This is a genomic window from Caulobacter sp. HJHS_5 (assembly GCF_056683955.1).
In genome coordinates this window covers 225889-251635 of the sequence record NZ_JBWZNC010000005.1, presented here as the reverse complement: position 1 = coordinate 251635, position 25747 = coordinate 225889, and the positions used below count along the sequence as shown (strand labels likewise).

22 protein-coding genes and 1 riboswitch are annotated in these 25747 nt (G+C 69.8%); of the genes, 14 read left to right on the top strand and 8 right to left on the bottom strand.

From position 1 onward, the window contains the following. The first annotated feature begins 66 nt into the window (after window positions 1–66). The 3 genes from ACFLIT_RS11665 (at window position 67) to ACFLIT_RS11655 (ending at window position 2518) form a co-directional block, all read left to right on the top strand. Entirely contained in the window at window positions 67–603 is a 537-nt protein-coding gene (locus ACFLIT_RS11665) for a porin family protein (RefSeq protein ID WP_479911402.1), read from the top strand. Between the two features lie 135 nt (window positions 604–738). Then, complete coding sequence (locus ACFLIT_RS11660) at window positions 739–1251, top strand: PAS domain S-box protein (protein WP_479911401.1); 513 nt, start codon at window positions 739–741, stop codon at window positions 1249–1251. Between the two features lie 148 nt (window positions 1252–1399). Further along, window positions 1400–2518, top strand: coding sequence for an NHL repeat-containing protein (locus ACFLIT_RS11655; protein WP_479911400.1), 1119 nt, complete (start codon window positions 1400–1402; stop codon window positions 2516–2518). 146 nt (window positions 2519–2664) lie between these two features. On the opposite strand, the gene pyk is transcribed toward ACFLIT_RS11655, so the two are convergent. From pyk to ACFLIT_RS11630, 5 genes are all read right to left on the bottom strand, one after another. Then, complete coding sequence (gene pyk / locus ACFLIT_RS11650; protein WP_479911523.1) at window positions 2665–4092, bottom strand: pyruvate kinase; 1428 nt, start codon at window positions 4090–4092, stop codon at window positions 2665–2667. An 80-nt stretch (window positions 4093–4172) separates the two neighbouring features. Continuing rightward, window positions 4173–5993, bottom strand: a complete 1821-nt coding sequence (edd, locus tag ACFLIT_RS11645; protein ID WP_479911399.1) for a phosphogluconate dehydratase — start codon at window positions 5991–5993, stop codon at window positions 4173–4175. Between the two features lie 18 nt (window positions 5994–6011). Further along, window positions 6012–6701 (bottom strand): 6-phosphogluconolactonase, encoded by a 690-nt coding sequence (gene pgl / locus ACFLIT_RS11640; RefSeq protein ID WP_479911398.1) that lies wholly within the window; start codon window positions 6699–6701, stop codon window positions 6012–6014. Continuing rightward, window positions 6701–8173 (bottom strand): glucose-6-phosphate dehydrogenase, encoded by a 1473-nt coding sequence (zwf, locus tag ACFLIT_RS11635; RefSeq protein WP_479911397.1) that lies wholly within the window; start codon window positions 8171–8173, stop codon window positions 6701–6703. The genes pgl and zwf overlap by 1 nt, the downstream gene beginning before the upstream one ends. 107 nt (window positions 8174–8280) lie before the next feature. Beyond that, on the bottom strand, window positions 8281–8910 hold the full coding sequence (locus ACFLIT_RS11630) for a bifunctional 4-hydroxy-2-oxoglutarate aldolase/2-dehydro-3-deoxy-phosphogluconate aldolase (protein ID WP_479911396.1): 630 nt from the start codon (window positions 8908–8910) through the stop codon (window positions 8281–8283). Between the two features lie 199 nt (window positions 8911–9109). On the opposite strand from ACFLIT_RS11630, the gene ACFLIT_RS11625 reads away from it, so the two are divergent. From ACFLIT_RS11625 to ACFLIT_RS11615, 3 genes are read left to right on the top strand one after another with little or no spacing between them, the layout of a single operon-like run. After that, a complete protein-coding gene (locus ACFLIT_RS11625) occupies window positions 9110–10603 on the top strand; it encodes a sensor histidine kinase (protein WP_479911395.1) in 1494 nt (497 codons plus the stop codon). Further along, a complete protein-coding gene (locus ACFLIT_RS11620) occupies window positions 10600–11262 on the top strand; it encodes a response regulator transcription factor (protein WP_479911394.1) in 663 nt (220 codons plus the stop codon). The genes ACFLIT_RS11625 and ACFLIT_RS11620 overlap by 4 nt, the downstream gene beginning before the upstream one ends. A gap of 11 nt (window positions 11263–11273) precedes the next feature. Continuing rightward, window positions 11274–11624 (top strand): DUF3147 family protein, encoded by a 351-nt coding sequence (locus ACFLIT_RS11615; RefSeq protein ID WP_479911393.1) that lies wholly within the window; start codon window positions 11274–11276, stop codon window positions 11622–11624. Between the two features lie 40 nt (window positions 11625–11664). On the opposite strand, the gene ACFLIT_RS11610 is transcribed toward ACFLIT_RS11615, so the two are convergent. Both ACFLIT_RS11610 and ACFLIT_RS11605 read right to left on the bottom strand, forming a co-directional pair. Continuing rightward, window positions 11665–14484, bottom strand: coding sequence for a DUF7133 domain-containing protein (locus ACFLIT_RS11610; protein ID WP_479911392.1), 2820 nt, complete (start codon window positions 14482–14484; stop codon window positions 11665–11667). A 138-nt stretch (window positions 14485–14622) separates the two neighbouring features. Further along, on the bottom strand, window positions 14623–17094 hold the full coding sequence (locus ACFLIT_RS11605) for a TonB-dependent receptor (protein ID WP_479911391.1): 2472 nt from the start codon (window positions 17092–17094) through the stop codon (window positions 14623–14625). 156 nt (window positions 17095–17250) lie between these two features. After that, window positions 17251–17471, top strand: a riboswitch (cobalamin riboswitch). A gap of 155 nt (window positions 17472–17626) precedes the next feature. Here ACFLIT_RS11605 and ACFLIT_RS11600 point away from each other — a divergent pair. From ACFLIT_RS11600 to ACFLIT_RS11565, 8 genes are all read left to right on the top strand, one after another. Then, window positions 17627–19549: a TonB-dependent receptor plug domain-containing protein gene (locus ACFLIT_RS11600; protein ID WP_479911390.1), complete on the top strand. Its 1923-nt coding sequence runs from the start codon at window positions 17627–17629 to the stop codon at window positions 19547–19549. 4 nt (window positions 19550–19553) lie between these two features. Then, a complete protein-coding gene (locus ACFLIT_RS11595; protein ID WP_479911389.1) occupies window positions 19554–20600 on the top strand; it encodes an ABC transporter substrate-binding protein in 1047 nt (348 codons plus the stop codon). Next, on the top strand, window positions 20597–21565 hold the full coding sequence (locus tag ACFLIT_RS11590) for a FecCD family ABC transporter permease (protein WP_479911388.1): 969 nt from the start codon (window positions 20597–20599) through the stop codon (window positions 21563–21565). Before ACFLIT_RS11595 ends, ACFLIT_RS11590 begins: the two co-directional genes overlap by 4 nt. Next, entirely contained in the window at window positions 21562–22326 is a 765-nt protein-coding gene (locus ACFLIT_RS11585) for an ABC transporter ATP-binding protein (protein WP_479911387.1), read from the top strand. The genes ACFLIT_RS11590 and ACFLIT_RS11585 overlap by 4 nt, the downstream gene beginning before the upstream one ends. A 58-nt stretch (window positions 22327–22384) precedes the next feature. Beyond that, window positions 22385–22771, top strand: coding sequence for a YciI family protein (locus ACFLIT_RS11580; RefSeq protein ID WP_479911386.1), 387 nt, complete (start codon window positions 22385–22387; stop codon window positions 22769–22771). Between the two features lie 99 nt (window positions 22772–22870). After that, on the top strand, window positions 22871–23332 hold the full coding sequence (locus tag ACFLIT_RS11575; RefSeq protein ID WP_479911385.1) for an SRPBCC family protein: 462 nt from the start codon (window positions 22871–22873) through the stop codon (window positions 23330–23332). Between the two features lie 25 nt (window positions 23333–23357). Continuing rightward, on the top strand, window positions 23358–23741 hold the full coding sequence (locus ACFLIT_RS11570; RefSeq protein ID WP_479911384.1) for a DoxX family protein: 384 nt from the start codon (window positions 23358–23360) through the stop codon (window positions 23739–23741). 27 nt (window positions 23742–23768) lie between these two features. Beyond that, a complete protein-coding gene (locus ACFLIT_RS11565) occupies window positions 23769–24170 on the top strand; it encodes a VOC family protein (RefSeq protein WP_479911383.1) in 402 nt (133 codons plus the stop codon). 6 nt (window positions 24171–24176) lie between these two features. Here the strand turns inward: ACFLIT_RS11565 and ACFLIT_RS11560 are convergent, their stop codons facing one another. Continuing rightward, window positions 24177–25637: an NAD-dependent succinate-semialdehyde dehydrogenase gene (locus ACFLIT_RS11560; RefSeq protein WP_479911382.1), complete on the bottom strand. Its 1461-nt coding sequence runs from the start codon at window positions 25635–25637 to the stop codon at window positions 24177–24179. Between the last annotated feature and the right edge of the window lie 110 nt (window positions 25638–25747).

Here is a 25747-nt window from a genome sequence, read left to right as displayed (position 1 = left end):
GATCGAACCTCTCGCCTCGGAGCCTCGTTTTTCACCGGCTGGGAGTGCTTGAGAAGGTTTGGTTCGATGAAGATTTCCATGTTCGCCGCTGGCGCGGCCGTCGCCGCCGCTGCTGCCTTGACCGCCATGCCCGCCGCCGCCCAGGACGCGCCCGCTTTCTATGGCAACCTCGGATACACCGGGATCGATGGTGACGGCGGCACGCTCGGCGCCGTCGGCGGTCGCCTGGGCTATAAGTTCCACCCGAACTTCGGCGTCGAAGGCGAACTCGGCTTCGGCGTGAAGGATGACAACACCAACGTCGCCGGCGTCGAGGTGAAGAACGAGCTGAAGCACAGCGCCGCCGTCTACGGCGTCGGCTTCGTGCCGCTGACGGAGAACTTCGAACTGCTGGCGCGCGTCGGCTACGGGTCCAGCAAGACCAAGGCCTCCGGCGCGGGCGTCAGCGCCGAAGACAGCAACGAGTCGTGGAACTACGGCGTCGGCGCCCAGTACTCGTTCGACGGCTACAATGGGATCCGCGGCGACTACACCCGCCACGATTTCCGCGACGGCGGCGGCGACGCCAACGCCTGGTCGGTCTCCTACGTCCGCAAGTTCTAGACGGTGCATTAGACTTGGCGGCGCCCTTCGGGTTTTCCCGAGGGGCGTCTGCCGTTGCCCCAAGAGTGCAAAGCGACATCGCGCCTGGCGGAATCGCGGCATACGCCTCGCAGTACTCTGCGCCGGGGGGTAGCGTTGGCGATCTGGAACACCTTGGACGTCGGCTTCACGCTCGGCGACGCCTCGGGGCGTACGATCTCCGCGTGCCCCCGCTACGCCGCCATCCTTGGCCGTCCGATCGAGGACGCGGTGGGCGTCACCATGGAGTGCGTCACCCACCCCGACGACATCAAGGTCAATCGCTGGCTGCTGGATCAGCTGTCGGGCTTCGGTGACGGCTTCGTGGTTCGAAAGCGCTACATCCGCGCGGACGGTACGATCCAGTGGGTCGAAAACCGCGTGATCCGGCTCGGCAACGGCGGGAAAGACCTGCTTCCCACCACCCTCGTGGCGTCATGCCCCATCCCCGATCCTCGTCCCATCGATCTGACGTTCCGCCCGGCCGACAGCTGCGCCGAGTATGTCACCGACATGGCTGAGCAGCTGGCGCACATCGCCAACGGCGCGCGCATGGATGAGGTCGCCAACCTGCTGACCTTCGCCGCGTCGGCGGCGGCGCGGCGAGTGGCCGACGATCACGCCGACTAGAGCGCACCAGGGTTAAGTGCGCGCGGTTAACCCGCCCGGCGCGCTCTAAACATTAGAAAGTAGCGTGCTCGCTCTCCGGCGCGGTTAGGGTCATAAGGTCGGAAAAGCCGCGCGGATTCTCATGCGACGCGGCGAGGGAGAGCTCCTGATGTTCCGTCGCGTTGTTTCCGCCGCCGCGCTCGCCGCGGCTCTGCTCGTCGCCGCGCCGGCGTCGATGGCGCAGGCGCCGACGGCCCAAGGCGCGGGCAAGCCTCCGAGCTTCAGCTACGACGTCAACTGGATGAAGGTCCCGCCGCAGTATGTGGTCGGCGACATCAGCGCCGTGGCCGTCGACAGCCACGACAACGTCTGGGTCCTGCATCGCCCACGCACCCTGCCGCCCGAGCAGCGCGCCAAGGCCGCGCCGCCGGTGATGGAGTTCGACCGCACCGGCAAGTTCATCCGCGCCTGGGGCGGTCCGGGCCAGCCCTTCGAGTGGCCGACCAACGAACACAGCCTCTTCGTCGACGCCCAGGATCGGGTCTGGATCGCCGGCAGCGACCGAACCGCCGGCAAGGGCGACGACATGGTCCTGGCCTTCACCGCCGCCGGCAAGTTCATCCGCCAGATCGGCCGGCGCGGCGCCAACGGCGGCGATCAGGACGTGGCCAACGTCTATGCTCCGGCCGACCTCTACGTCGACGCTCCGCGCCACGAACTCTATGTCGCCGACGGCTATGGCAACCGCCGCCTGATCGTGTTCGACACCGAGACCGGCGCCTTCAAGCGCATGTGGGGCGCCTTCGGCGGCACGCCGCCGTTCACCCCCAAGGAGGCGCCGCCGCCGACCACGCGGCAGCCGGGCGATCCGGACCAGCAGGGCGAGGGCAGCGTCGAGTTCAGTTCGGTCCACGGCGTCGAACTGTCGAAGGACGGGCTGGTCTATGTCTCCGACCGCGACAGCCAGCGGGTGCAGGTGTTCGACCGCGAGGGCGTCTACCAGGGCCAGGTGTTCATCGACCGGCAGGCCCAGAGCCGCCAGACCGCCTCGGGTCTGGCCCTATCGGCCGATCCGGGCCAGCGGTGGCTCTATGTCGCCGACTGGGGCAACCACGACATCGTCGTCGTCGACCGCAAGGCCCTCACCGTCGCTGGGTCGTTCGGTACGCGCGGAACCCAGCCGGGCCAGTTCATCGGCCCGCACCTGATGGCGACCGACTCGAAGGGCGTGCTTTATGTCGCCGAGGTGCAGGGGCGCCGACTGCAGCGGCTGACGCCGAAGCCGTAGGGGAGCCTACAATCTTTCGTCATGCTGAGTAGGGCCGTAAGGCGCGTGTCGAAGCACGCGAGGCGACGCCGCGATGCGTCCTTCGACACGGCCGCTGGCGCGGCCTACTCAGGATGACGAAGTCAGTTAGGTCTTAGGCCCAAGCCTCACGCCGTGTCGCGACCGACCTTGGCCACGCGCAGCGAGTTGGTGCCGCCGGCGCGGCCGAAGGGCACGCCGGCCACCACCACGATCTCGTCTCCGCGGTCGGCGAAACCTTCGCGGCGCGCCGCCTGGGTGGCGCGGGCCACGGTCTCGGTCATGGTCGCGGTCTCGCCGATGGCGATGGGCTCGACGCCCCACACCAGGGCCAGACGCCGGGCGGCTTCGACGCCGATGGTCATGCCCATGATCGGGGTGTCCGGCCGCTCGCGGGCGATCCGCACGGCGGTGGTGCCGGTGCTGGTGAAGGCGCAGATGGCCTTGGCCTCGATGGTGTCGGCTACTTGGCGGGCGGCGGCGGCGATGGCGTCGGGCGAGTTCTTTTCGGCGCCGGGGCGCAGGCTGACCTTGGTGGCGCGGTAGCCTTCGTCCTGCTCGATGCGGCCGATGATCCGGCTCATGATCGCCACGGCCTCGACCGGGTACTGACCGGCCGCCGTCTCGGCCGACAGCATCACCGCGTCTGCCCCGTCGAACACGGCGGTGGCGACGTCGGACGCCTCGGCGCGGGTCGGCGTGGGGGCGGTTATCATGCTCTCGAGCATCTGGGTGGCGACGATCACCGGGCGGCCGAAACGGTGGGCGGTGCGGACGATCCGCTTCTGGGCCAGCGGCACTTCCTCGGTCGGCAGTTCGACGCCGAGGTCGCCGCGGGCGACCATCACGGCGTCCGAAAGGCGGATGATCTCCTCCAGATGCTGCAGGGCCTGGGGCTTCTCGATCTTGACCATGATCTGGGCCCGGCCGCCGGCCAGTTCCTTGGCCTCGATCACGTCTTCCGGACGCTGCACGAACGACAGCGCCACGTACTCGACGCCCTGGTCGAGGGCGAAGGCCATGTCGGCGCGGTCCTTCGCCGTCAGGGCGGGGATCGGCAGGGCTACGGTCGGCACGTTGACGCCCTTACGGTCGGAAATCCGCCCGCCGATGATGACCTTGCACTCCAGGGTGTTCTCGCGCTTGCGGATCACCTCGAGGCGCAGCTTGCCGTCGTCGACCAGCAGCTGGGTGCCCGGCCCGGCGGCCTCCATGATCTCCGGGTGCGGCAGCTGCACCCGGCGGTTGTCGCCCGGCGTCGGCGAGAGGTCGAACTGGAAGGTCTGGCCCGGGGTCAGGTGGGCCTGGCCGCCGCTGAAGCGGCCGACCCGCAGCTTCGGGCCCTGCACGTCGGCGAGGATGGCGATCGGGCGGCCGGTGGCGGCCTCCTCGGCGCGGATGCGCGCCACGCGCTGGGCGTGATCGGCATGGTCGCCGTGGCTGAAGTTCAGGCGGAAGACGTCGACGCCGGCGCGCAGAAGCGTGCCGATCATCTCCTGGCTGTCGCTGGCCGGACCCAGCGTGGCGACGATCTTGGCCCGGCGGCTACGATGCAGGCGGCTGTCGGTGGGGCGTGAAGCCACGGGCTGACGTCCTTCTTGTTTGGTTCGACTTTGATCGGCCGGGACGGAAAAGGCTAGGCGAAGACCGAGGCGCCGTGATCGGCGGCGCCGGCGGCGGCGCGGAAGCTGGCGAACAGCTCGCGGCCGAAGCCGGGTTGCGACGGCGGGGCCACAGCCGGCGTGCGGGCCTTCAGCACCGCCTCGTCGACCAGAATCTCCAGCAGGCCGGCGTGGGCGTCCAGGCGGATCATGTCGCCGTCCTGCACATAGGCCAGCGGCCCGCCGTGAGCGGCCTCGGGGGTGACGTGGATGGCGGCCGGTGTCTTGCCCGAGGCGCCGCTCATGCGGCCGTCGGTGACGAGGGCGACCTTGTAGCCGCGGTCGAGCAGCAGGCCGAGGCTCGGCGACAGGTTGTGCAACTCGGGCATCCCGTTGGCGGCGGGCCCCTGGAAGCGCATCACCGCGATCATGTCGCGGTCGAGGTCGCCACGCTTGAAGGCGGCCAGGAAGTCTTCCTGGGTCTGGAACACCACCGCCGGGGCGGTGACCGACTGATGCTCCGGCGCGACGGCCGAGACCTTGATGACGCCGCGGCCGAGGCCGCCCTTCAGCAGGCGCAGGCCGCCTTCCGGGCTGAACGGCGCGGAGGCCGGGCGCAGGATCGAGGTATCCAGCGACTCGGCGGCGCCCTCGCGCCATTCCAGCGAGCCGTCGTCCTTGAGGAAGGGCTCGCGGGCATAGGCTTCCAGGCCCTCGCCGGCGACGGTGGTCACGTCGGCGTGGACGAGGCCGGCGTTCAGCAGCTCGCGGATCACGAAGGCCATGCCGCCGGCGGCGTGGAACTGGTTCACATCGGCCGAGCCGTTCGGATAGACGCGGGCCAGCAGCGGGGTGGCCTGCGACAGCTCGTCGAGGTCCTCCAGCGCCAGCTCGATGCCGGCGGCGCGGGCCATGGCCACCAGGTGCAGGGCGTGGTTGGTCGAGCCGCCGGTGGCCATCAGGCCGACGACGCCGTTGACCACGGCCTTCTCGTCGACCACCCGGCCGACCGGGATGTAGTCGTTGCCCTTCAGGCCCATGGCGGCCACCCGCTTGGCGGCGTGCTTGACCAGGGCGTCGCGCAGGTCGCTGCCCGGATGCACGAAGGCGCTGCCGGGCACGTGCAGGCCCATCATCTCCATCAGCATCTGGTTGGAGTTGGCGGTGCCGTAGAAGGTGCAGGTGCCGGGGCCGTGATAGGCGGCCTGCTCGGCGGCCAAGAGGGCGTCGCGGCCCACCTTGCCCTCGGCGTAGTCGGCGCGGACCTTGGCCTTTTCCTTGTTCGGCAGGCCCGAGGTCATCGGCCCGGCGGGCACGAAGATGGTCGGCAGGTGGCTGAAGGTGAGGGCGCCGATCACCAGGCCCGGCACGATCTTGTCGCAGACGCCCAGCATCAGGGCGCCGTCGAAGGCGTCGTGGCTGAGGCCCACGGCGGTGGCCATGGCGATGACGTCACGGCTGAAGAGGCTGAGCTCCATGCCCGGCCGACCCTGGGTCACGCCATCGCACATGGCGGGCACGCCGCCGGCGAACTGGGCGGTGGCGCCGGCCTCGAAGGCCGCCTGCTTGATGAGGGCGGGATAGCGCTCCAGCGGTTGGTGCGCCGAGAGCATGTCGTTGTAGGACGAGATGATGCCGATGTTGACCGCGTTGGGGTCCAGCACCCGCAGCTTCACCTCGGCCGGCTCGGCGGCGAAGGCGTGGGCCCAGTTGGCGCAGGATAGCTTGCCCCGACCCGGATGATTGTTGGCGGTGGCGTCGAGTTGTTCGAGATAGGCCGCGCGTCGTTCGGCGCTGCGCGCGGCGATGCGGGCGGTGACCGCGGCGATGACGGGGTGCAGGGATGTGGCGGTCATAAGCGGATCTCGTGATCTCTAGGCGGCCCAGAGGATGCGGGTCGGCGTCCGGCTCTGATTGAGCAGGGCGTATATGGGGAGCGACGGGTCGGTGCGCCCGCGCTCGAGCACGGCGCGTTTGGCCTCGCCGGTGATCAACAGGACGATCAGCTTCGACTTCAGGATCGCCGAAAAGGTGAGGGTGATGCGCGGCTGCGGTGGAGCGGGCGAGCCGGCCGGCGCGCCGATCACCGTGGCGTCGGCGTCCTCGGCCAGGCCGATGGTCAGGGCCGGATTGCCCGGGAACAGCGAAGCGAAGTGGCCGTCCTCGCCCATGCCCAGCAGCACGGCGTCAAACGGCATCAGGGCCTCGACATCGGCCTCGACCGCCTCGGCGGCGGCGTCCGGCGTTTCGACATCGCTCCACAGTGGGGTGAAGGCGGCCTTGCGCGCGTCGCCGGTCAGCAGGGTTTCGCTGAACAGACGCTGGTTGCTCTCGGGCGAGGCCGGGTCGACGAAGCGATCGTCGACCAGGGTGACGCCGATCTTCGCCCAGGGCAGCGAGCGGGAAGACAGTTCGCGATAGATCGGGGCCGGCGTGGAGCCGCCCGCGCCGGCGAAGCTCGCCCAGCCGCGGGTCATCACCCCTTCCACCAGCGCGCCCTCGATCAGGTCCGCCGTGGCCGAGGCCAGGATTTCATGGTCGTCGAAGGCTTCCAGCCCGCTCATCAGGCGCCCCACTTGCGACCGCCGGGGGCGATCAGGGCGTCGGACTGGGCGCGTGGTCCCCAGGCGCCGGCGGGATAGGCGTGCGGCGTCATCTTCGCCTGCTTCCAGGCGTTGGCCACGCCGTCCACATAGGCCCACGCCTTCTCCACCTCGTCGCGGCGGACGAAAAGGGTGCGGTCGCCGCGGAACACGTCGTGCAGCAGATGCTCATAGGCGATGCGGCGACGGCCGCCGGCCCCGGCGTAGCTGGCCGCCAGGCTCAGCGACAGCGGCGAGGACTGCAGGCGCATGCCGGCGTCGGTGAGGCCCGGCCGCTTGTTCATCAACGACAGGCGGATGTCCTCGTCGGGCTGCAGATCGATGACCAGGCGGTTGGCCACCAGGTCGTCCTCGGCGCCGCCGCCGAAGATCGAATAGGGCACCGGCTTGAACTGGATGATGATCTGAGTGCGTCGCTCCGGCAGTCGCTTGCCGGTGCGCAGGAAGAAGGGCACCCCGGCCCAGCGCCAGTTGTCGATCTCGACCTTCAGGGCGACGAACGTCTCGGTGTCGGTCTTGTCGCCGCGCTCCTCGACGTAGCCGCGCACCTTCTCGCCCCCGACCACGCCCTCGACGTACTGGCCGCGCACGCTGTTCATCGCCGCGGTCTCGGCGGTCATCGGGCGCAGCGAGCGAAGCACCTTGACCTTTTCGTTGCGCATGGCGTCGGGGTCGAAGCCGCTGGGCGGCTCCATGGCGACCAGGCACAGCAGCTGCATCATGTGGTTCTGCAGCATGTCGCGCAGGGCGCCGTACTCATCGTAGTAAGGCCAGCGGTCGCCCACGCCCTCGGTCTCGGCCACGGTGATCTGCACGTGGTCGACCGTCTGGTTGTTCCACAGCGGCTCGAAGATCGTGTTGGCGAAGCGCAGCGCCGTGAGGTTCTGCACCGTCTCCTTGCCGAGGTAGTGGTCGATGCGGAACGTCTGCTCCTCGCTGACCGTGTCGGCGACGACCTGGTTGATCGCCTTCGACGAGGCGAGGTCGCGGCCGACGGGCTTTTCCAGCACCAGGCGGGTATTGGGGCCGGCCAGGCCCGCCGCCTTCAGCGAGGCGCAGATCGGGGCGAACAGGCTGGGCGAGACGGCGAAGAAGATCGCCAGCATCGATGGCTGACCGACCACTTCGGCCAGGGCCTTGCCGCCGGCCTCGGTGGTCATGTCGGCGGCTAGATAGTCCAGGCGCGCGACGAAGCGCTCCCACACGGCCTCGTCGATCTTGGCGCGCTTGCCGAGCGCGTCATGCACGATCTTGCGATAGCCCTGGGCGCCGCCGAGGTCGCCGCGGCCCACGCCGACGATGCCGAGGTTGTCGGGCAGCAGGCGGTCGGCTTCGAGCCAGTAGAGCGACGGCAGCAGCATGCGCAGCGACAGGTCCCCGCCGCCGCCCAGCAGCACCAGGAACTCACGGCCCACGGCCGCGTCCGACGTCACTTTTTCGTTCCGAGCCAAGGAATCCCTCCGCCTCTTTCGGGCTATCGAGCTAAGCGCACATTCTCCCCCGAGGGGGCATCACAAAGCGGCTACCCGCCGCAAGATCTTCAGCCCAGCGCGGTCCGCGCCTCGCGGGCCAGGCTCTCGATGCCGGCCCAGTCGCTGGCTGAGACCGCCGCCGCCGGCGTGGTCCAGGAGCCGCCCACGCACATGACGTTCGGCAGGGCCAGGAAATCCGGCGCGGTCTTCAGGTCGATGCCGCCGGTCGGGCAGAAGCGGACGTTGGCGAACGGACCACCGATCGCCTTCAGCCAGGAGACGCCGCCGACCACCGTGGCGGGGAAAAGCTTGAAGGCCGAATAGCCGGCGTCGAGGCCGGCCATCAGTTCGGACGGGGTGGCCACCGCGGGGATGTAGGGAATGCCGGCGTCGCGACCGGCCGCCAGCAGGGCCGGGGTCGAGCCCGGCGAAATGGCGAAGGTGGCGCCGGCCTTCTCGACGGCGGCGAGGTCGGCGGGGGTCACCACCGTGCCGGCGCCGATGATCGCGCCCTCGACCTCGGCGGCGATGGCGCGGATGGCCTCGAGGCCGGCGGGGGTCCGCAGGGTCACCTCAATGGCCGGCAGGCCGCCGGCGACCAGGGCGCGGGCCAGGGGCACCGCGTCGGCGAGTTTGTGGATGGTCACCACCGACATCACCGGGCGAGAGGCTGAAAGGATCGAGGAAGCGTCGCTCATCGCCGTGGGCTCCTGGGTTGCGACGGGCAGGTCCCGCCAGGATTGCGCGCCGCCGCGAAGCGACCGCGGGGCTCGTTTAGTCGCAAATTTCGAGCTTCGCCACGGCGTGGCGCCTCTCATTGCGTGAAAGTTTTGACCGGCGGTCTTGGGATAACGTTTTCAGCCTGTCACAGCCGCGATCGGCCACTAAATTGAGGCCATGGCGACGGGCGGATCAAGGGCGGCCGGAGTATCTTTCCGGCAGGCGCTGGCCTGGGCGGGCCTGGTCATGCTGGCCGGCCTCTGCGGCATGGCCCTGGCGCTCGGCGGCGCCCTGCGCGGAGCCGACCGTCTGCTCGACCGGGTCAGCCAGTCGCAGGCGCAACTGGCCCAGGCCGCCCGGATCGAGGCCGCGATCGACGCCTTCGTCGTGCAGCGGACGCCCGAGAGCGCGGCGCGGGTGCGCGAGCGGCTGGGGGCGTATAGCCGCTCGATCTCCGACGAAGCCCGGGTGCTCGACGGGCGGCCGGCGACGGCCCGGCATCAGGCTCACGAAGCGGAGCGCGGCGACCGGATCGCGGCGCTGTTCGAACGCGTCGCCTCCGAAGGCGCCGCCGCCCCGGTGGCGGATCTCACCGAGATTCGGCGTCTGGCCGCCTTGGTGCAGGTCGATGAACAGGCCGAGGCGCGGGATGCGCTCGCCGACATGCGCCGGCTGCGGATCACCGCCTTCGCCTTCGCCGCCGGTCTGGCCCTGGCGCTGGCGGCGCTCGCCGGGATCGGCTTCGCGGTGATTTCCGGCGGCGTGCTGCGCCCTCTGCGGCGTCTCGAGGCGGCCGCCGATGCGGTCGGGCGCGACGGGGCGGTCGAGGCGCCCCACTTGGGGTTCAGCGAGTTCCGGCGGCTGTCCGAAGCCTTCAATCGCATGGCGGCCGAGATCGGCGGCCAGCGCCGTGCGCTCTCGGAAACCAATCTCGACCTCGAACGCCAGGTCGCCGAACGCACCCAACGCCTCGCCGATGTCGACAGCGCCCGCCGCCTGTTCCTCTCCCGTGTCAGCCACGAGTTGCGAACTCCCGCGACGGTGGTGCGCGGCGAGGCGGAGGTGGCCCTGCGCGATCCCAAGGCCGACGCGGCCCGATTGCGCGACGCTCTGGAGCACGTGGTCGCCAACGGAGCCTTCCTGCAGCGTCGCCTCGACGACCTGCTGGCCCTGGCCCGCTCGGAGGATGGGCGACTGAGCATCCGGCGCGAGCCGGTGGACCTGGCCGTCATCGGCCGCGAGGTCGCCGCCCTGGCCGAGAGCTATGTCCGATCCAGCGAGGTGACGCTGGAGGTCGCCCTGGCGGAGGGCGACGGTTTGCAAGCGATGGGCGACGCCAGCTGGCTGCAGCAGGCCCTGCTCGCCCTGCTCGACAACGCCGCCAAGTTCGGAGCCGGCGGACGCGTGCGTCTGGCCTTGGCGCGGGATGGGGACGCGGCGGTGTTCACCGTGGCCGACCAGGGGCCCGGCGTCGCCGCCATCGACTTGCCCCACCTGTTTGACAGCTATTATCAAACGGACCGAGGCCGCGAGCGCGGAGGCGCGGGCCTTGGCCTTTCCGTCGCCCGCTGGGTGGCCGAGCAGCACGGCGGCGCCGTCGCCGCGCGCAGTCCGGATGGGGAGGGCCTGACCATCGAAATCCGCCTGCCGATCGCCGGAGCCGCCCAATGACCATCCTGCTCGTCGAGGACGACCCCGGCATCGGCCGTTTCGTCAGCCGGGGGCTCAACGCCGAGGGCTTCGAGGTGGAGTGGCTGCGCAGCGGCAGGCCCGCGAGCGAGCGCCTGCAGTCGGAGGTTTTCGAGGCCGCGGTGCTCGACCTCGGCCTGCCGGACATCGACGGCGTCGATCTCTGCCGCGGCCTGCGCCACGACGGGGTCGAGACGCCGATCCTGATGCTGACCGCGCGGGATGGGCTCGACGACAAGCTGGCCGGCTTCCAGGCCGGCGCCGACGACTACCTCTCCAAGCCCTTCGCCTTCGAGGAATTGCTGGCGCGGCTGAATGTGATGATCCGCCGGTCGGCGGGGCAGGGCGGCGTGATCGAAGTCGGCCGCATGCGGCTCGACGCCCGCGCCCGCACGGCCACCGTCGGCGAGACCGTGATGTCGCTGCCCGGCCGCGAGTACGCTCTCATGGCCTGCCTCGCCCGTACGCCGGGCCAGACGGTGACGCGCACCGAACTCCTCGACCGGGCCTGGGGCGACGCGCCTGTCGCCGACAACACCCTCGACGTCTACATCGGCTACCTGCGCAAGCGCCTGGCCGCCGCCAAGGGCGCGCCGAGCATCGAGACGGCGCGCGGCGTCGGCTTCCGCCTCGTCGTTTAGGAACGCCGGCGGTGGTTTATTTCCTGCTCAAGTGCGCAATCTCGGGCCTGCTCATCGGGGCGGCCTCGACCCTGGCCCGCCGCTATCCCGGCTTCGGGGCGTTGATCGCCTCCCTGCCGCTCGTCTCGGTGCTCGGCATGATCTGGCTGTGGCGCGAAAAGCCGGACCCCGACACCATGGCCGCCCACGCCCAGGCGACCTTCTGGTACGTCCTGCCGTCGCTGCCGATGTTTCTGCTTATTCCGTGGCTGATGCGCCGGAACGCGCCGTTCTGGCCGTCGCTGGCGGCCGGGTGCCTGCTGACGATCGTGCTCTATCTCGGGATGACCTGGGTCGCCCCGAAGATCGGCCTTCGCCTCTGAAGGCCGGCGACGCTAGTCGTCGCCGGCCCTCGAGCCGTCCTCAGGCCGATGGCTTGGCGAACAGCTTCAGGTACTTCATGCCCCAGATGATTTTGGGGTCCGGCACCGAGGCGGTCGTCGTGATCTTCACGAACTTTGCCGGCGTCGGGGCGAATATCAGGCTCGTGTACATGCTCTCGCCCTTGCCTTCCTTCACCGTCTTCCAGGTCCGGCCGTCGAGCGAGACCTCCAATTTCCAGCCTCTTGGGAAGTACACCTGCCGAGGCGCGCGCATGTCCGGTCGCCCGGTATTGGCAGTCCCTGGCAAGGTGTAGAACGAGCTCGTCAGAGCTTGATAGTCGATGCCGGCTAGGCTGACCGTCCGCGGCAGTTCGACCTGCCAGAACTGGCCGGGAGTTTGGGGTTTGCCGGTGGTCCAGCCTTCGAGCGTGAACGCGCCTTCCGCCCGACCGGAGCCCCCGCCGATTTGGACTGGCGCGATGTCGCTAGCGGTGACCTTCCAGCTGGCGTCGGGCGTCAGGGTCTGCGGTGTCGCCCGGGTCAGTTCGGCGTCGGTGTAAGGCGTCGAGCGGTTAGCGTCGGCGGCGCGGATGAAGGCCACCATGTCCGGGGTCACCATCGGGCCGCCGTTGGTCAGCCCATTGCGCAGGAACGATGCCACCGAAGCGATCCAATCGTCGGACTCCGCCTTCTGGGCGACCATCATACCTGCGGCGTAGCTCGTGCCGTGGATCGGATCGGTGAGGCCGGACACCAAGACGCGCAGCAGATGCTCAGGACTCGTCTGAGAGCCTATGCGCGGGTTGCCGGCGAGGGCCGGGGCCATCAGGCCGCCATTGCCGTCCGGCGCGCCCATGGCGTCATGGCCGTGACACTCGGTGCAGCTCTCGGCGAAGATCTTGGCGCCGCGCTCCAGTGTGGCGACCTCGGCCGCAGTGCGGACCGGAGGGTTCATGTTGTCAGCAAAACCTGCGTTTGCATCGTTGAGCGGGGGAGCGAGAATGCGATTGGCGACGGTCTGCACGCCCTTGGCCTTGTTGGCCGCCTGCATCGCGGTGGCGATGTCCTTGGCGTCAGGGAACTTCAGATAGTTGGCGGTCAGCAGCGCCTGGATCTGGACGTTGACGTCGGAGTCCTTGGTCGCCGCCTTGATGTCGTCGGCGAACGATTGATCGCCGCCCTTGTAGAGGATTTCGCTGAGACGCAGGCCCTGCTGGCGCAGCTGCGGGTCGCTGTCCTTGATGAAGGCGCGGACGAGGCCGGCGTCGAGGCTGTTCAGGCCCTCCAGCGTCCAGGCGGCATGGATGCGCGCCAGCTTGTTGGGGTTGGAGGCCGCCAAGGCCTTCAGGGCCGGGACGACCGACTTGTCCTGACGCAGCACCAGCTGCTGCTGGGCGGTGTCGCGCCACCAGCCGTTCGGATGGCTGAGGAAGCCGACCAGCTTGGCCGACGGGTCCTGGAACATTGTCGGCTTGGTCTTGTCGCGCTCCATGCCGTTGTAGGTCAGCCGCCAGATGCGGCCGTATCCGATGGCGGTGTCGAGCTTGTATTGCTCGATCTTGGCGCGCAGGTAGGTGCCGGGCTGGGCCCATTCCCCTTCCTGAATAATGCCGTGGTACATGTCGACGATGTACATGGTGCCGTCCGGGGCGGTCTTGTTGTCGACCGGGCGGAACAGCGGGTCCATCGAGCGGATGAACTCGGTCTTCTGAGCCTGGTAGACATTCTGGACCTGGGTCAGGCCCTCGATGTTCACCGGCTTGGCGCGACGCAGCACCCGGGCCACGACCTCGCCGTAGAAGTAGTCACCCTTCAATTCCGCCGGCAGGCGGTCGCCGCGATAGATGTTGGCGCCGGACCCGGCGGTCGTCGCATTGAGCGAGCCTTCGCCGGGGCGCACGGCGTTCAGACCGCCCTGCATGTCGCCGATGCCGATCGGCGCGCCCCACGGCACGCGGAAGCCGTCCTGAAGTTGGTCAGGGTTGGGGATGTTCCCGTAGAGGATGGGGAACTGGAAGTAGCTGGGCAGACCCGAGGCGCCGCCCTGGAACCAGACCTTGCCGTAGTCGTCCTGGGTCACGCCCCAGGCCGCCCCGTTCGGGCCGACGCTTTCCTTCTGCACGCCGTTCGGCGTCCAGCGGACGCGAACCGAGTTGAAGGTCGAGTACATCCAGTTGTCGAGCGCCCAGGTCAGGTGCGACTCCTGGTGTTCGACGTTGCCCGAGCGTCCGAGGCCGGTGACGAACAGCTCCCTCTTGTCGGCCTTACCGTCGCCGTTGGTGTCGGTGTAGAGCCAGGTGTCGTCGGAGTTGGACTCCTTGGTGATCAGCTGACCGTCGCCGAGCGGGGTGACGAAGCGGGGGAAGACGAGGCCGTCGATGAATGTCGTGCCGGTCTCGTAGACGCCGTCGCCATCCTTGTCCTCCCAGCGCGAGATGCGGCTGCGCGGAGTCAGCTCATCCTTGGCGTCGGCGTCGAGCATGTAGGTGCGCAGCTCGAGCACATACATCCGGCCGTTGGCGTCGAAGGCGATCTGGCCGGGCTGTTCGATCTGCGGGTCGGCGAGGACCAAGCTCATCGCGTAGCCCGGCTGCAATTGGAACAGTTTCTGCTGCTCGGCCGGACGCAGGTGCGGCACCGGCGGCTTGGGCGACAGGTCGACGCCTTCCAGCGGGTTGCGTCGAACGCCACCGGGAGGCGCGCCGGGGTCGCCCGTCGCCGGAGCGTTCGGGGCCGCCGTCGTCGGCCGGTTGGCCGGCGGCGTCTGGGCGTCGGCCGAATAGATCACGACGCCGAGCAGCGCGGTGGCGACGACCCCGGTCGCCAAGGCCGAGCGGTTGAAAAGCGAAGACAGTTTCATGGACGTCAAGTTCCCCCGATGCGCCTCTGATGGGCGGTCTGCCGATCCTTGCCCGCCGGCGCGGATCGGTAGTTCTGAGCCATAACGATATGACGCGTCTTGAGCGCTGTCGACCACGGCGCAACGCTGAAGTGCGCCTTAGAAACTATATCTTACAGTCACCCACCCGCTGCGCGGCGCGCCCGGGGCGTAGAAGGTAGCCGAGCGCACCGGCCGCTCCCCGTCGACGATCGGGCCGCTGAACGGCCGGGCGATGAAGGCGCCGGCGTCGGTGAAGCCGGTCGCGCCCAGTTGGGCGGCGGTCTCATAGTCCTTGTCGAACAGGTTGTTGACCTGCAGGGCGATCTTCACCCGCTCGGTCGGGCGATACTCGGCGCCGAGGTTGAACACCGCGTAGCCCTTGGTCTTGCCCAGGCCGAGGTAATAGACCCCGTCGGCCGCGTGCTGGCCGTTTTCATTGCCGCGGGCGGTGACCCCGCTGATCGCGATCATGTCGCCGGTCAGGCGGAACTGCCGGGTGACGGCCCAGCCGGCGTTGGCCTTGAACACATGCCGCGGAATCAGCGGGATGCGGTCGCCCGGCGCGATCTCGATGTCACCCTCGAAGCCGGGGCCGGTGTCGTTGCTGCTGTTGCCGGCGCCGCCGACCCCCTCGGCCGTCTCATAGGTGGCGTCGAGGTAGGTGTAGTGGAACCCCAGATCGACGGGGCCGAGGGCGCCGTCGGCCGACAGTTCCGCGCCCTGGCGACGGGTGCGGCCGAAGTTCTTGAAATAGCCGAAGCTGGCCAGGTCGTCCGCGACGAACAGGATGTCGTCGTGATTGTCGGCGCGGAACAGGCCCGCGCTCCAGCGCCAGCCGACCACATCGCCGCGCAGCCCGGCCTCGACCGTCTTGGTCACCACCTGATTGAGCGGCGGATCGCCCGCCATGGCGTTGGGCAGGCGGCAAGGGTTGTCGGGGTCCGCGCAGCCCAGTTCGATCACCGACGGGGCGCGGCTGCCCTCGGTGTAGCCGGCGTAGGCGGTGACGGTGTCGCTGGCCTTCCACACCAGGCTGACAGCCGGGTTCAGGCGCGAGAAGGTGTGGTCGCCATCGAGCGAGCCGGGGCCGCCGCCGGGGTTCAGGGCGTCGCGGGTCTCGACCTTGGTGCGGTCGTAGCGGGCGGAGGCCGTCAGGTTCAGCGCCGAGGTCAGCGGCAGGTGTTCGCTGATGTAGAGGCTGGCGGTGCTGGTCGTGCCCGAAAGGGTGACGCGGGCGTCGTCGGCGTCCTCCGAATCCTGCGTGCCGTCGGCGAAGGCGCCGGGGCCGGAAATGCCGACCACGCCGCGATCCGACGTCAGATAGCCGTACTGGCTGGACTGGTGGAACTTCACGTCGCTGACGACATAGCCGCCGCCGAGCACGAGGCGGCTCTCGCCCGCGCCCATCGGCGTCGACCAGGCGGCCTGGCCGGAGAGCCCGCCCTCGCGCTGCTGGGTGGAGCTGCGATTGAGCAGGCCGTTGCACTTTTCGCCCGGCTCGCTGTTCAGCAGGCCGTTGGCGATGCAGCGCCAGAAGGGAAACGGCGTGTTGTCCGCCGTCTCGCCGGCGATCGGGAATCCGGCGTAGCCGGCGGCGGCGAGGGCCGCGCGCTCGCCCGCGCTCGGCTGGTAAATGGTCTCGGAAAGGGACTCGTCGTTGAGGTCGCCGTTGAGCGTCTTGGTTTTCAGCGTGCGCCAGAAAGCGTCGCCGGAGAGGGTCAGGCTGTCGGAGACGATATGGCTGCCGGTCAGGTTCAACAGGGCGGACTGGTTCTTGGTGTTGTCCGGCTTGGTGTAGACCGAGGCGCGGTCGCGCTGCAGGAAACGCTGCTCCTGCAGGCCGTTGCCGGTCAGGTCGGTGGCGGCCAGCGCCAGGGAGGCGGCGATGTCGGTCGCCCCATCCGACCAGCCGAGCTTGCCGAACGCCTGGCCCGCCTCGGTCGGCGAGAAGTCGCGCCAGCCGTCTTCCTTGAGGCGATTGACGACACCGTACCAGTGCAGGCCGTTGTCGGCCGAACCGCCGCCTTCGACGGTGGTCTGCCAGCGGCCGAACGAGCCGTAGCCGGCTTCGACGGCGAGGCCAGGGGCGGTGCGGCCGTCCTTGCTGCGGAGGGTCAGGGCGCCGCCGAGGGTGTTGCGGCCGAACAGCGGGTTCGAGCCCGGCGCCAGCTCGATCGAGGCGATGGCGGCGCGCGGGATCAGGTCCCAGCTGACCACGTCGCCGAACGGCTGGTTGATGCGGACGCCGTCGAAATAGACCGACAGGCCCTGGGCCGTTCCAAGCAGGGGCGAGGCGGTGAAGCCGCGATAGTTCACATCCGGCTGCAAGGGGTTGTTCTGGATGTCGTTGATGTAGACGCCGCCGACCGCGCGGCGGAGGTACTCGGTCAGGTCGAGCGCGTTGATGGCGTCGATCTGCGCGCCCGTCGCGAACTGCGCGGGCCCAGCCGCGTCGGCGCGCTCGATTTCTCCGCCGGGAAGAGGGGTGACGCTGATCGGCGCGACCAGGGTGGAGTCGTCGTCCGCGGCGGCGTGGGCGACCGCCGTCAGTGAGACCGAGGCCAGCAGGGCGAGCGCGACGGACCGCATAAGCAACTCTCTTCCGGGCCGATCTTCATTGGATCGGGCGGCGGCCTTTCTAGGGTGCGGAAGAGGCCGCGTACTGAGAGGCGTCTCAGAAGCGTCACGGGGTTGCGGAGTGTGGCCCGTTTGGCGCATGAAGCGGCCGCGCGGCCGGCGACGGTCGCGCCAGTAAACGTGTCCGGTAGCCCCGCTTTCCTGGGGCGTCGGGAATGCGGTGAGGGGCCTGCCCCGAATCCGCGGCTGTCCCTGCAACTGTGAGCGGAGAGCCGACGATCGAGCGTCTTTCGGAGACGCAGCCACTGGGCCTCATCAGCGAGGCCTGGGAAGGCGATCGGAGGCGACGACCCGCGAGCCAGGAGACCGGCCGGGCACGGTTCGCTCAAGCGCGAAGCCAGAGGAGCTTCGGGCGCGGGTTCCCCGTCAGAGCGACGACGGCGGCGCAAGCCGTCGAACCGTTCGACGGGACCTGTGCGTCGCCCCGTCGGCGCGGCCTCGCGGCCGCGCGATCTGACGCCTGAGCATCAGAGGGGATTTAAGAATGACCGACTATCGCCTGTCCTACGCCGCGCTTTCCGCGGCGCTCGCCGGCTTCGCCCTGGCCCCGCAGGCCCACGCCCAGTCCACGCCCGTCGGCGGTCTGGTCGTCACCGCCAGCCGCGCCGGCCCGGTGGCCGCCGACCGCATCGGCGGCTCGGTGACGATCATCGACGCCGCCGCCCTGCAGGACCGCCAGGTGCGCGTCGTCGCCGACGTGCTGCGCGACGTTCCCGGCGTCTCCGTCAGCCGTTCCGGTCAGGTGGGCGGCCAGACCCAGGTGCGCCTGCGCGGGACCGAGGCCAACCAGGCCCTGGTGCTGATCGACGGCATCGAGGCCTCCGATCCGGCCCAGGGCGAGTTCGATTTCGCCACCCTGATCGCCGACGACGTGGCGCGGGTGGAGGTGCTGCGGGGCCAGCAGAGCGCGCTCTACGGTTCGGACGCCATCGGCGGGGTGATCAGCTATTCGACCGCGACCGGCCGCGAGGCGCCCGGCCTGCGCGGCAGTTTGGAGGCGGGCAGCAACAACGCCGGTCGCGCGGCGGTGCGCTACGGCGGCGTCGCCGGCGCCTTCGACTACGCCCTGAGCGCCGCCTACCAGACGACGGACGGCGAGCCGGGCGTGCCCAACGGCCGCCGCGACCTGGGCTTTGAAAGTAAGACCTACGCCGGCAAGTTCACCTTCGACCCAGGCGGCGCGTTCCGCGTGAAGGCCGCGCTGCGCTACGCCAGCTCCGACGCCGACACCAACGACTTCGACTACGCCTTCCCGCCCGGCCCGACCTACGGCCTGCCGATCGACGGAACCAACTTCTACGGCAGCATCGCGCGCCTGGGCCTGGTGCGCGGCGAGTACGACGCGCTCGACGGCGCCTGGACCCATGCCCTGACCGCCCAGGTCAACGACACCGAGCGGCGCAATTTCTTCGCCCCCGGCGCGCGCACGATGGCGACCGACGCCAAACGGACCAAATACTCCTACGAGACCACCTATCGCCTGACCTCGGGCGATGTGGAGCACGTGCTGACCGGCGCCGTCGACAGCGAGCGCGAAGCGTTCCAGACCCTGCCGGAGTTCGGCTTCACCTCGGCCAACGAGAAGCGCCACATCGACAACCTCGGCCTCGTCGCCGAGTACGACGCCTACGCCGGCCCGGCCGCCTTCGGCTTGGCCATCCGTCATGACGACAACGACCGGTTCAAGGGCGCGACCACCTTCCGCCTGCAGGGCTCTTACGGCTTCGACAGCGGCCTGCGCCTGCGCGCGGCGGCGGGAAGCGGCATCAAGAACCCGACGCCCATCGAGCTGTTCGGCTACGATCCGTCCAGCTTCATCGGCAACCCGGACCTGAAGCCCGAGCGTTCGCTGGGCTGGGAAGTCGGCGCCGAGCAGAGCTTCCTCGACGGCGGCGTGAAAGCGGGCCTGGCGCTGTTCGACGCGCGTCTCAAGGACGAGATCTACACGACCTTCGACGCCAATTTCGTCGCCGGAGTCGCCAACCGGGCGACCAAGTCCACCCAACGCGGGGCCGAGGCCACGCTGGCCGCTCGCCTCTCGCCGGCCTGGCGGCTGGACGCGGCCTATACCTACCTCGACGCCAAGGAGAACAGCGTCCGGGAAATTCGCCGGCCGAAGACCACCGCCAGCGCCAACCTGACCTGGCGCGAACCCGACGGCCGTTTCGGCGCCACCCTGACCGTGCGCTATAACGGCGAGGCCACCGACACCTTCTTCGGCCTGGCCACGGAGACCAAGACCCTGCCGGCCTACACCCTGGTCAATCTGAACGCCGACTGGTCGCTCGGGCGCGGGGTGAGCCTGTACGGTCGCATCGAGAACCTGGCCGACGAGGCGGCGGTGGACGTCTACGGCTACGCCTCGCCCGGTCGCACGGCCACCATCGGCCTGCGCGCGGGCTTCTAGGGCCATGCGAGGGCGCCTCGCCGCCGTGGCTCTCGGCTTCGCGCTCTGCGCGGCTTGCGGCCCGGTGCGCGAGGCGTCCAACACCGTGACCACCGCCGACTACACGCTCGGCGAACGCACGGCGGGGGCCTCGCGGCCGCCGCCGGCGCGTCCGATGCGGGTGATGTCGACCAACCAGTGCGTCGACCTTTTGGTCCTGCAGATGCTCCCGAAGGACCGCATCGCCTCGGTCAGCTACCTCGCGCGCGACGTCGCCGACGATATCCGGCCCGGCCTCGCCGACGGGGTGGCGACCAACCGCGCCCAGGCGGAGGATATCGTCGCCTACCGCCCCGACTTGCTGCTGGTCAGCGTCTACACCAGTCCGATCCTGCGGCGGACGGCGGCGCGCGCGGGGGTGCCGATGGTGGAGGTCGACGACGCCATCACCTTCGACGACATCCGCCGGACCACCCGCCAGGTCGGCGCGGCGGTCGGTGAGCCGGCTCGCGCCGAGGCGTTGGTGAGCGAGATGGACGCCACCTTGGCGGGCCTGCGCCGCGCGTCGCCGGGGCGGAAGGTCGCCGTCGTCGCCTGGAACGGCGGCCTCAGCGTGCCGGGCCGCAGCAGCCTGGCCAACACCATCATCGAGGAGGCCGGCGGGACCAACATCGCCGCGCGCGACGGCTTCACTCAATCGACCTTCGGCCTCGAGGAACTGGCCACCCTGCGCCCCGACGCCCTGCTCTACGGCGAGGGGCAGGCCACGCGCCCGTCGCTGCGCAACGACCAGGCGACCCACCGGCTGGTGCGCAGGCTCTATGACCATCGCCGCATCCGCTACCCCGAGGTGATGTTCGGGTGCGGCCTGCCGCAGGCGGCCGGCATGGCCGCCGAGCTGCGCGCGGCGTTCGCACGGCTGCCGGACTCTTCTCCTCCCCCGCCTGCGGGGGAGGGGGACCGCGCAGCGGTGGTGGGGGCGCGGCGCTCGCCAAGCGCCCCTTCCGTCACGGCGCTTCGCGCCGCGCCACCTTCCCCGCAAGCGGGGAAGGAGAAGGGCGGAAGATCGTGAAGCGGCTCGTCCCCCTCCTGACCGTATTGCTGGCCCTCGCGGCGGGCGTCGGTCTGTCGCTGTTCGTCGGCCGCTCGCCGCTGCCGGCATCGGCGTTGTTCGGCGACGGCGATGTCGCCCGTCTAATCGTCTGGGAGTTGCGGCTGCCGCGCGCCCTGCTGGCGCTGCTGGTCGGCGGCGCGCTCGGTCTCGCCGGCGCCGCCATGCAGGGCCTGCTGCGCAATCCCCTGGCCTCGCCCGATGTGGTCGGCGTTACCTCGGGCGCCGCGCTCGGCGCGGCCGTGGCGATCTACTTCGGCCTGACCACGATCTTCCCGCTGGCGACGCCGCTGCTCGGGCTCGTCGGCGCCCTGGCGACCGGCGCGGTCACTTTCGCCCTGGGCTCGGGCGGCACGCTCAGCCTGATCCTGGCCGGGGCGGCGGTCTCCAGCCTGGCCGCCGCCCTGCTGGCGCTGGCGCTGAACTTCGCGCCCAGCCCCTACGCCGCTTATGAGCTGACCACCTGGCTGCTCGGCTCGCTGACCGACCGGGGCTGGGATCATCTGACCCTCGCGGCGCCCTTCGTCGCCGTCGGCGCTGTCCTGCTGCTCGTGGCCGGCCGCTCCCTGGACGCCCTGACGCTCGGCGAGAGCCAGGCCATGAGCCTCGGCGTCGATCTCGACCGGACGCGCCTTCTCATCCTGCTCGGCGTCGGCCTCGCGGTTGGGGCCGCGACCTCGGTGACCGGCGGCATCGGCTTCATCGGCCTGGTCGCGCCGCACCTGGTGCGCCCGTTCGTCGGGCACCAACCGAGCCGCACCCTGCTGCCGTCCGCCCTGCTCGGAGCGCTGCTGCTGCTCGTCGCCGACCTTGTGGTGCGGATGATCCCGACGGGCTCCGAGGTGCGGGTGGGGGTGCTGACCAGCCTGATCGGCGCGCCGTTCTTCCTGTGGCTGGTGCTGCGTCTGCGCCGGGTGGCGACATGAGCGGTCTGGCGACGGAAGGGCTGACGGTCCGGCGTGGCGGACGCGCCATTCTCGATGGGGTGACCCTGACCCTGCCGGCGTCTGGATTGGTGGCGGTGATCGGTCCGAACGGCGCGGGCAAGTCGACCCTGCTGGCCGCGTTGGCCGGACTGACGGGGCCGGACGCGGGACGGATCACGCTCGGCGGCGCGCCGCTCGCCGGCCTCGGCCTTCGCGCCCTGGCGCGCCGCCGCGCCTACCTGCCGCAGTCACCCCGATGCGACTGGCCGATCGCCGTCGAGCGTCTGGTCGCCCTGGGCTTGATCCCCTCGACGCCGCTGTTCGGCGGCCTGCCCGCGCCGCTGGCCCACCGCGTCGATCGGGCGCTGACCGACTTCGATCTCCTCGCCCTGCGCGACCAGGCGGCCGATACGCTCTCCGGCGGCGAGCTGGCCCGCGCCATGCTCGCCCGCGCCCTGGTCGGCGATCCCGAGATCGTCATCGCCGACGAGCCTCTGACCGGCCTTGATCCCCGCCACGCCCTCGACGGCCTGGCTCGTCTGCGCCGCCTCGCCGACGCCGGCAAGCTGGTCGTCGCCTCGATCCATGACCTGACCCTGGCCGCGCGCTACGCCACCGACGTGGTCGCCCTCAAGGCCGGGCGGCTGATTGCATCGGGCGCCGTCGCCGAGGTGATGGACGCCGCGCTGTTGGCCGAACTCTTCGATATCGAAGCCGAGGTCGCCGGCGAGGGCGCCGAGACGCGCGTCGTTTTCCGGTGACATTCGCCTCTTGGCCTGAGGCATAGTGGATAGCATTCGATCCACGAGGCCCTCGCCGATGCTCTACGCCATCCTCTGCTACAACGATGAGAAGGCCGTCGGCGACTGGTCGCAGGCTCAGGACGATCAGGTCATGCAGCAGCTCGGCGCGGTCGAGGCGAAGCTGACGGCGGAGGGCCGGCTCGGGCCGGTGGCGCGGCTGATGCCGACGACGACGGCGACCACCCTGCGCAAGACGGCGGGCGAGCCGATGGTGTTCGACGGGCCGTTCGCCGAGACGCGGGAGCAGTTCCTCGGCTTCTACGTGGTCGATTGCGCGGACCTCGACGCGGCCCTGGCGACCGCCCGCGATCTGGCCAAGGCCAACCCCGGCACAGGGGCTTATGAAATCCGCCCGCTGGCGATCCTGCGGGGCGATTGGCAGGGGGCCTCGGCCGCGGCCTGAGCCGTCTCGCGAAAAAAGTTTCGGAGGGCTGTCGAGACCGCGGGGGCTCGTTCGTCCTTGGGGCAGAGTTCATCGAAACCCTTGCTCAGAGAGACGATCATGACCGCCGAACACGAACTGGTTCTCGAACGCACCTTCGACGCCCCGCCGGAAAAGCTCTTCAAGGCCTGGACCACGCCCGAATTGCTCAAGCAGTGGTTCGTGCCGCGCCCCTGGACGATCACCGAGATCAAGCAGGACCTGCGTCCCGGCGGCCAATCGCTGGTGGTGATGCGCAGCCCGGAAGGCCAGGAGTTTCCCAACCCCGGCGTGTTCCTGGAGGTCGTTCCGAACCGCAAGCTGGTGTTCACCGACGCCTTCGCGCCGGGCTGGGTTCCGACCGGCCAGCCGTTCATGGTCGCCGAGGTGACCTTCGAGCCGCTGCCGGGCGGCAAGACCAGCTACGTCGCCCGCGCCATGCACTGGACCGCCGAGGCCAAGGCCCAGCACGAGGCCATGGGCTTCCACACCGGCTGGGGCGCCTGCGCCGACCAGTTGGCCGAACTGCTGCCCAGCGTCTGATCTCGGGGGAGGGGAGGAACCACCCATGCAGACCAAGGCCAAAACCATCGCCGGCTGGACGCTGACCGGCCTGTTCACCGCCTTCATGATCTTCGATGTCGGCATCAAGCTGGTGCGGCTGACCATCGTCGGCGAAACGCTTGCCGGCCTGGGCTATCCGCCGGAGCAGGGCTTCCTGATCGGGGTGATCGAGGCGATCTGCCTCGTGCTCTATCTGATCCCGCGCACCTCGGTGCTGGGGGCCGTGCTGTTCATGAGCGTCATGGGCGGCGCCATCGCCAGCCACATGCGGCTGGAGCACGAGCTGTTCGGCTACACCCTGTTCGGGGTCTATCTGGCCCTCTTCATGTGGGGCGGGTTGTGGCTCCGCGATCCCTCCCTTCGCACGATCTTCCCGATCCGCCGCTAAGACGGCCGAACCTTCAGGAGACTTCCCATGCGCATGATCTTCGTGAACCTGCCGACGACGGACCTTCAACGGTCCATGGCCTTCTGGAAGGCCCTTGGCTTCGACCACAATCCCGACTTCTCGGACGACACCGCCGCCTGCATCGTCATCTCGGAAAGCATTTATGTGATGGTGCTGACCGAGCCGAAGTTCCAGGGCTTCATCAACGGCGAAATCGCCCCCCGCGACGTCACCGAGGTGCTCACCTGCCTATCCTGCGACAGCAAGGAGGAGGTGCTCGATTTCAAGGCCAAGGCGCTGGCCAACGGCGGCTCCGCCTGGAAGGACGACATGGACTACGGCGCCATGTACGGCGCGAGCTTCCGCGATCCCGACGGCCACGCCTGGGAGCTGATGTGGATGGACATGTCCGCCCAAGGCGGCGGCTGATCCGGCTTACAGCGCGATCGAGGCGTACTTCACCGCGAGGTACTCCTCGATCCCCTCGGCCCCGCCCTCGCGGCCGAGGCCCGAAGCCTTGACGCCGCCGAACGGCGCCGCGGGGTTCGAGACCATCCCGCGATTGAGGCCGATCATCCCGACCTCCAGCCGGTCGATCACCCGCAGGGCGCGCGACAGGTCGCGGGTGAAGACATAGGCCGTCAGGCCATAGTCCGAGGCGTTGGCGCGCTCGACCGCCTCGTCCTCGCTGTCGAAGGCCTGCAGCACGGCCACCGGTCCGAAGATCTCGGTGCGCAGGATCTCGGCGTCGGCCGGCGCGTCGATCAGCACCGTCGGTGGATAGAAATAGCCGGGGCCGTCGGCGACCGAGCCGCCGGTCAGGGCCTTGGCGCCGCCGGCCAGGGCCGCTTTCACCAGGCTGTCGACCTTCTCCCGCGCCTTGCCGTCGATCAGCGGGCCGATCTCGCCGCCCCTGAGACCCGGTCCGACCTTCTGGGCGGCCATGCGCTCGGTCAGGCGCGCAGTGAAACGGTCGATCAGACTGCGGTGGACGAGGATGCGGTTGGCCGCCGTGCAGGCCTCGCCGATGTTGCGCATCTTCGACAGCATGGTCCCGTCGAGGGCGACGTCCAGGTCGGCGTCGTCGAACACGATCAGGGCGTTGTCGCCGCCGAGTTCCATCGAGGTGCGCAGCAGGCGGCGGCCGGCGTGCTCGGCCAGGCCCCGGCCGACCGGCGTCGAACCGGTGAAGCTGATCTTGCGGGCGGCCGGATGGTCGATCATCGCCGCCACCGTCTCCCTGGCCTTGGTGGTGGTGACGACGTTCAGCACGCCGGGCGGCAGGCCGGCCTCCTCGAACAGCTTGGCGATGGCCAGCATCGACAATGGCGTCTGATGGGCGGGCTTGACCACCGCCGTGCAACCGGCGGCAAGAGCCGGCCCGATCTTGCGGGCGCCCATGGCGAGGGGGAAGTTCCAGGGCGTCACCAGCACGCAGGGGCCGACCGGCTGGCGCAGCACCAGCATGCGGGAGGCGCCGTCGGGGGCGGCGTTGTAGGCGCCGGGGATGCGCACGGCTTCTTCGGAAAACCAGCGGAAGTAATCGGCGGCGTAAAGCACCTCGCCCTTCGACTCGGCGACCGATTTGCCCATCTCCAGGGTCATCAGGGCCGCGAGGCGATCCTGCTCCTCGACCATCCGCCGCCAGACCTCGCGCAGGATTTCGCCGCGTTGGCGGGGCGGCGTCCTGGCCCAGTCGGCCTGGGCGGCGGCGGCCGCGTCCATGGCGCGGAGCGACTCCGCCACGCCGGCGTCCGGCACGCGGGCGATCACCGCCCCGGTGGCCGGGTCCTCGACCTCCAGCAGGCTCCCGTCGTCGGCCTGGGGCCAGTCGGCGCCGACGCGCAGGGCGAGCGGGACGCCTTCGATGATGGCGGCGGGATCGGTGAGGGCCATGGCGGTCTCCTAGAGCCTTTTAGGGCCAGATGGAATCATCTGGCCCGTTGAAAAAGGCTCTATTTTCCAATGTTTAGAGCGCGCCCGGGCGGGCTAACCGCGTACACTTA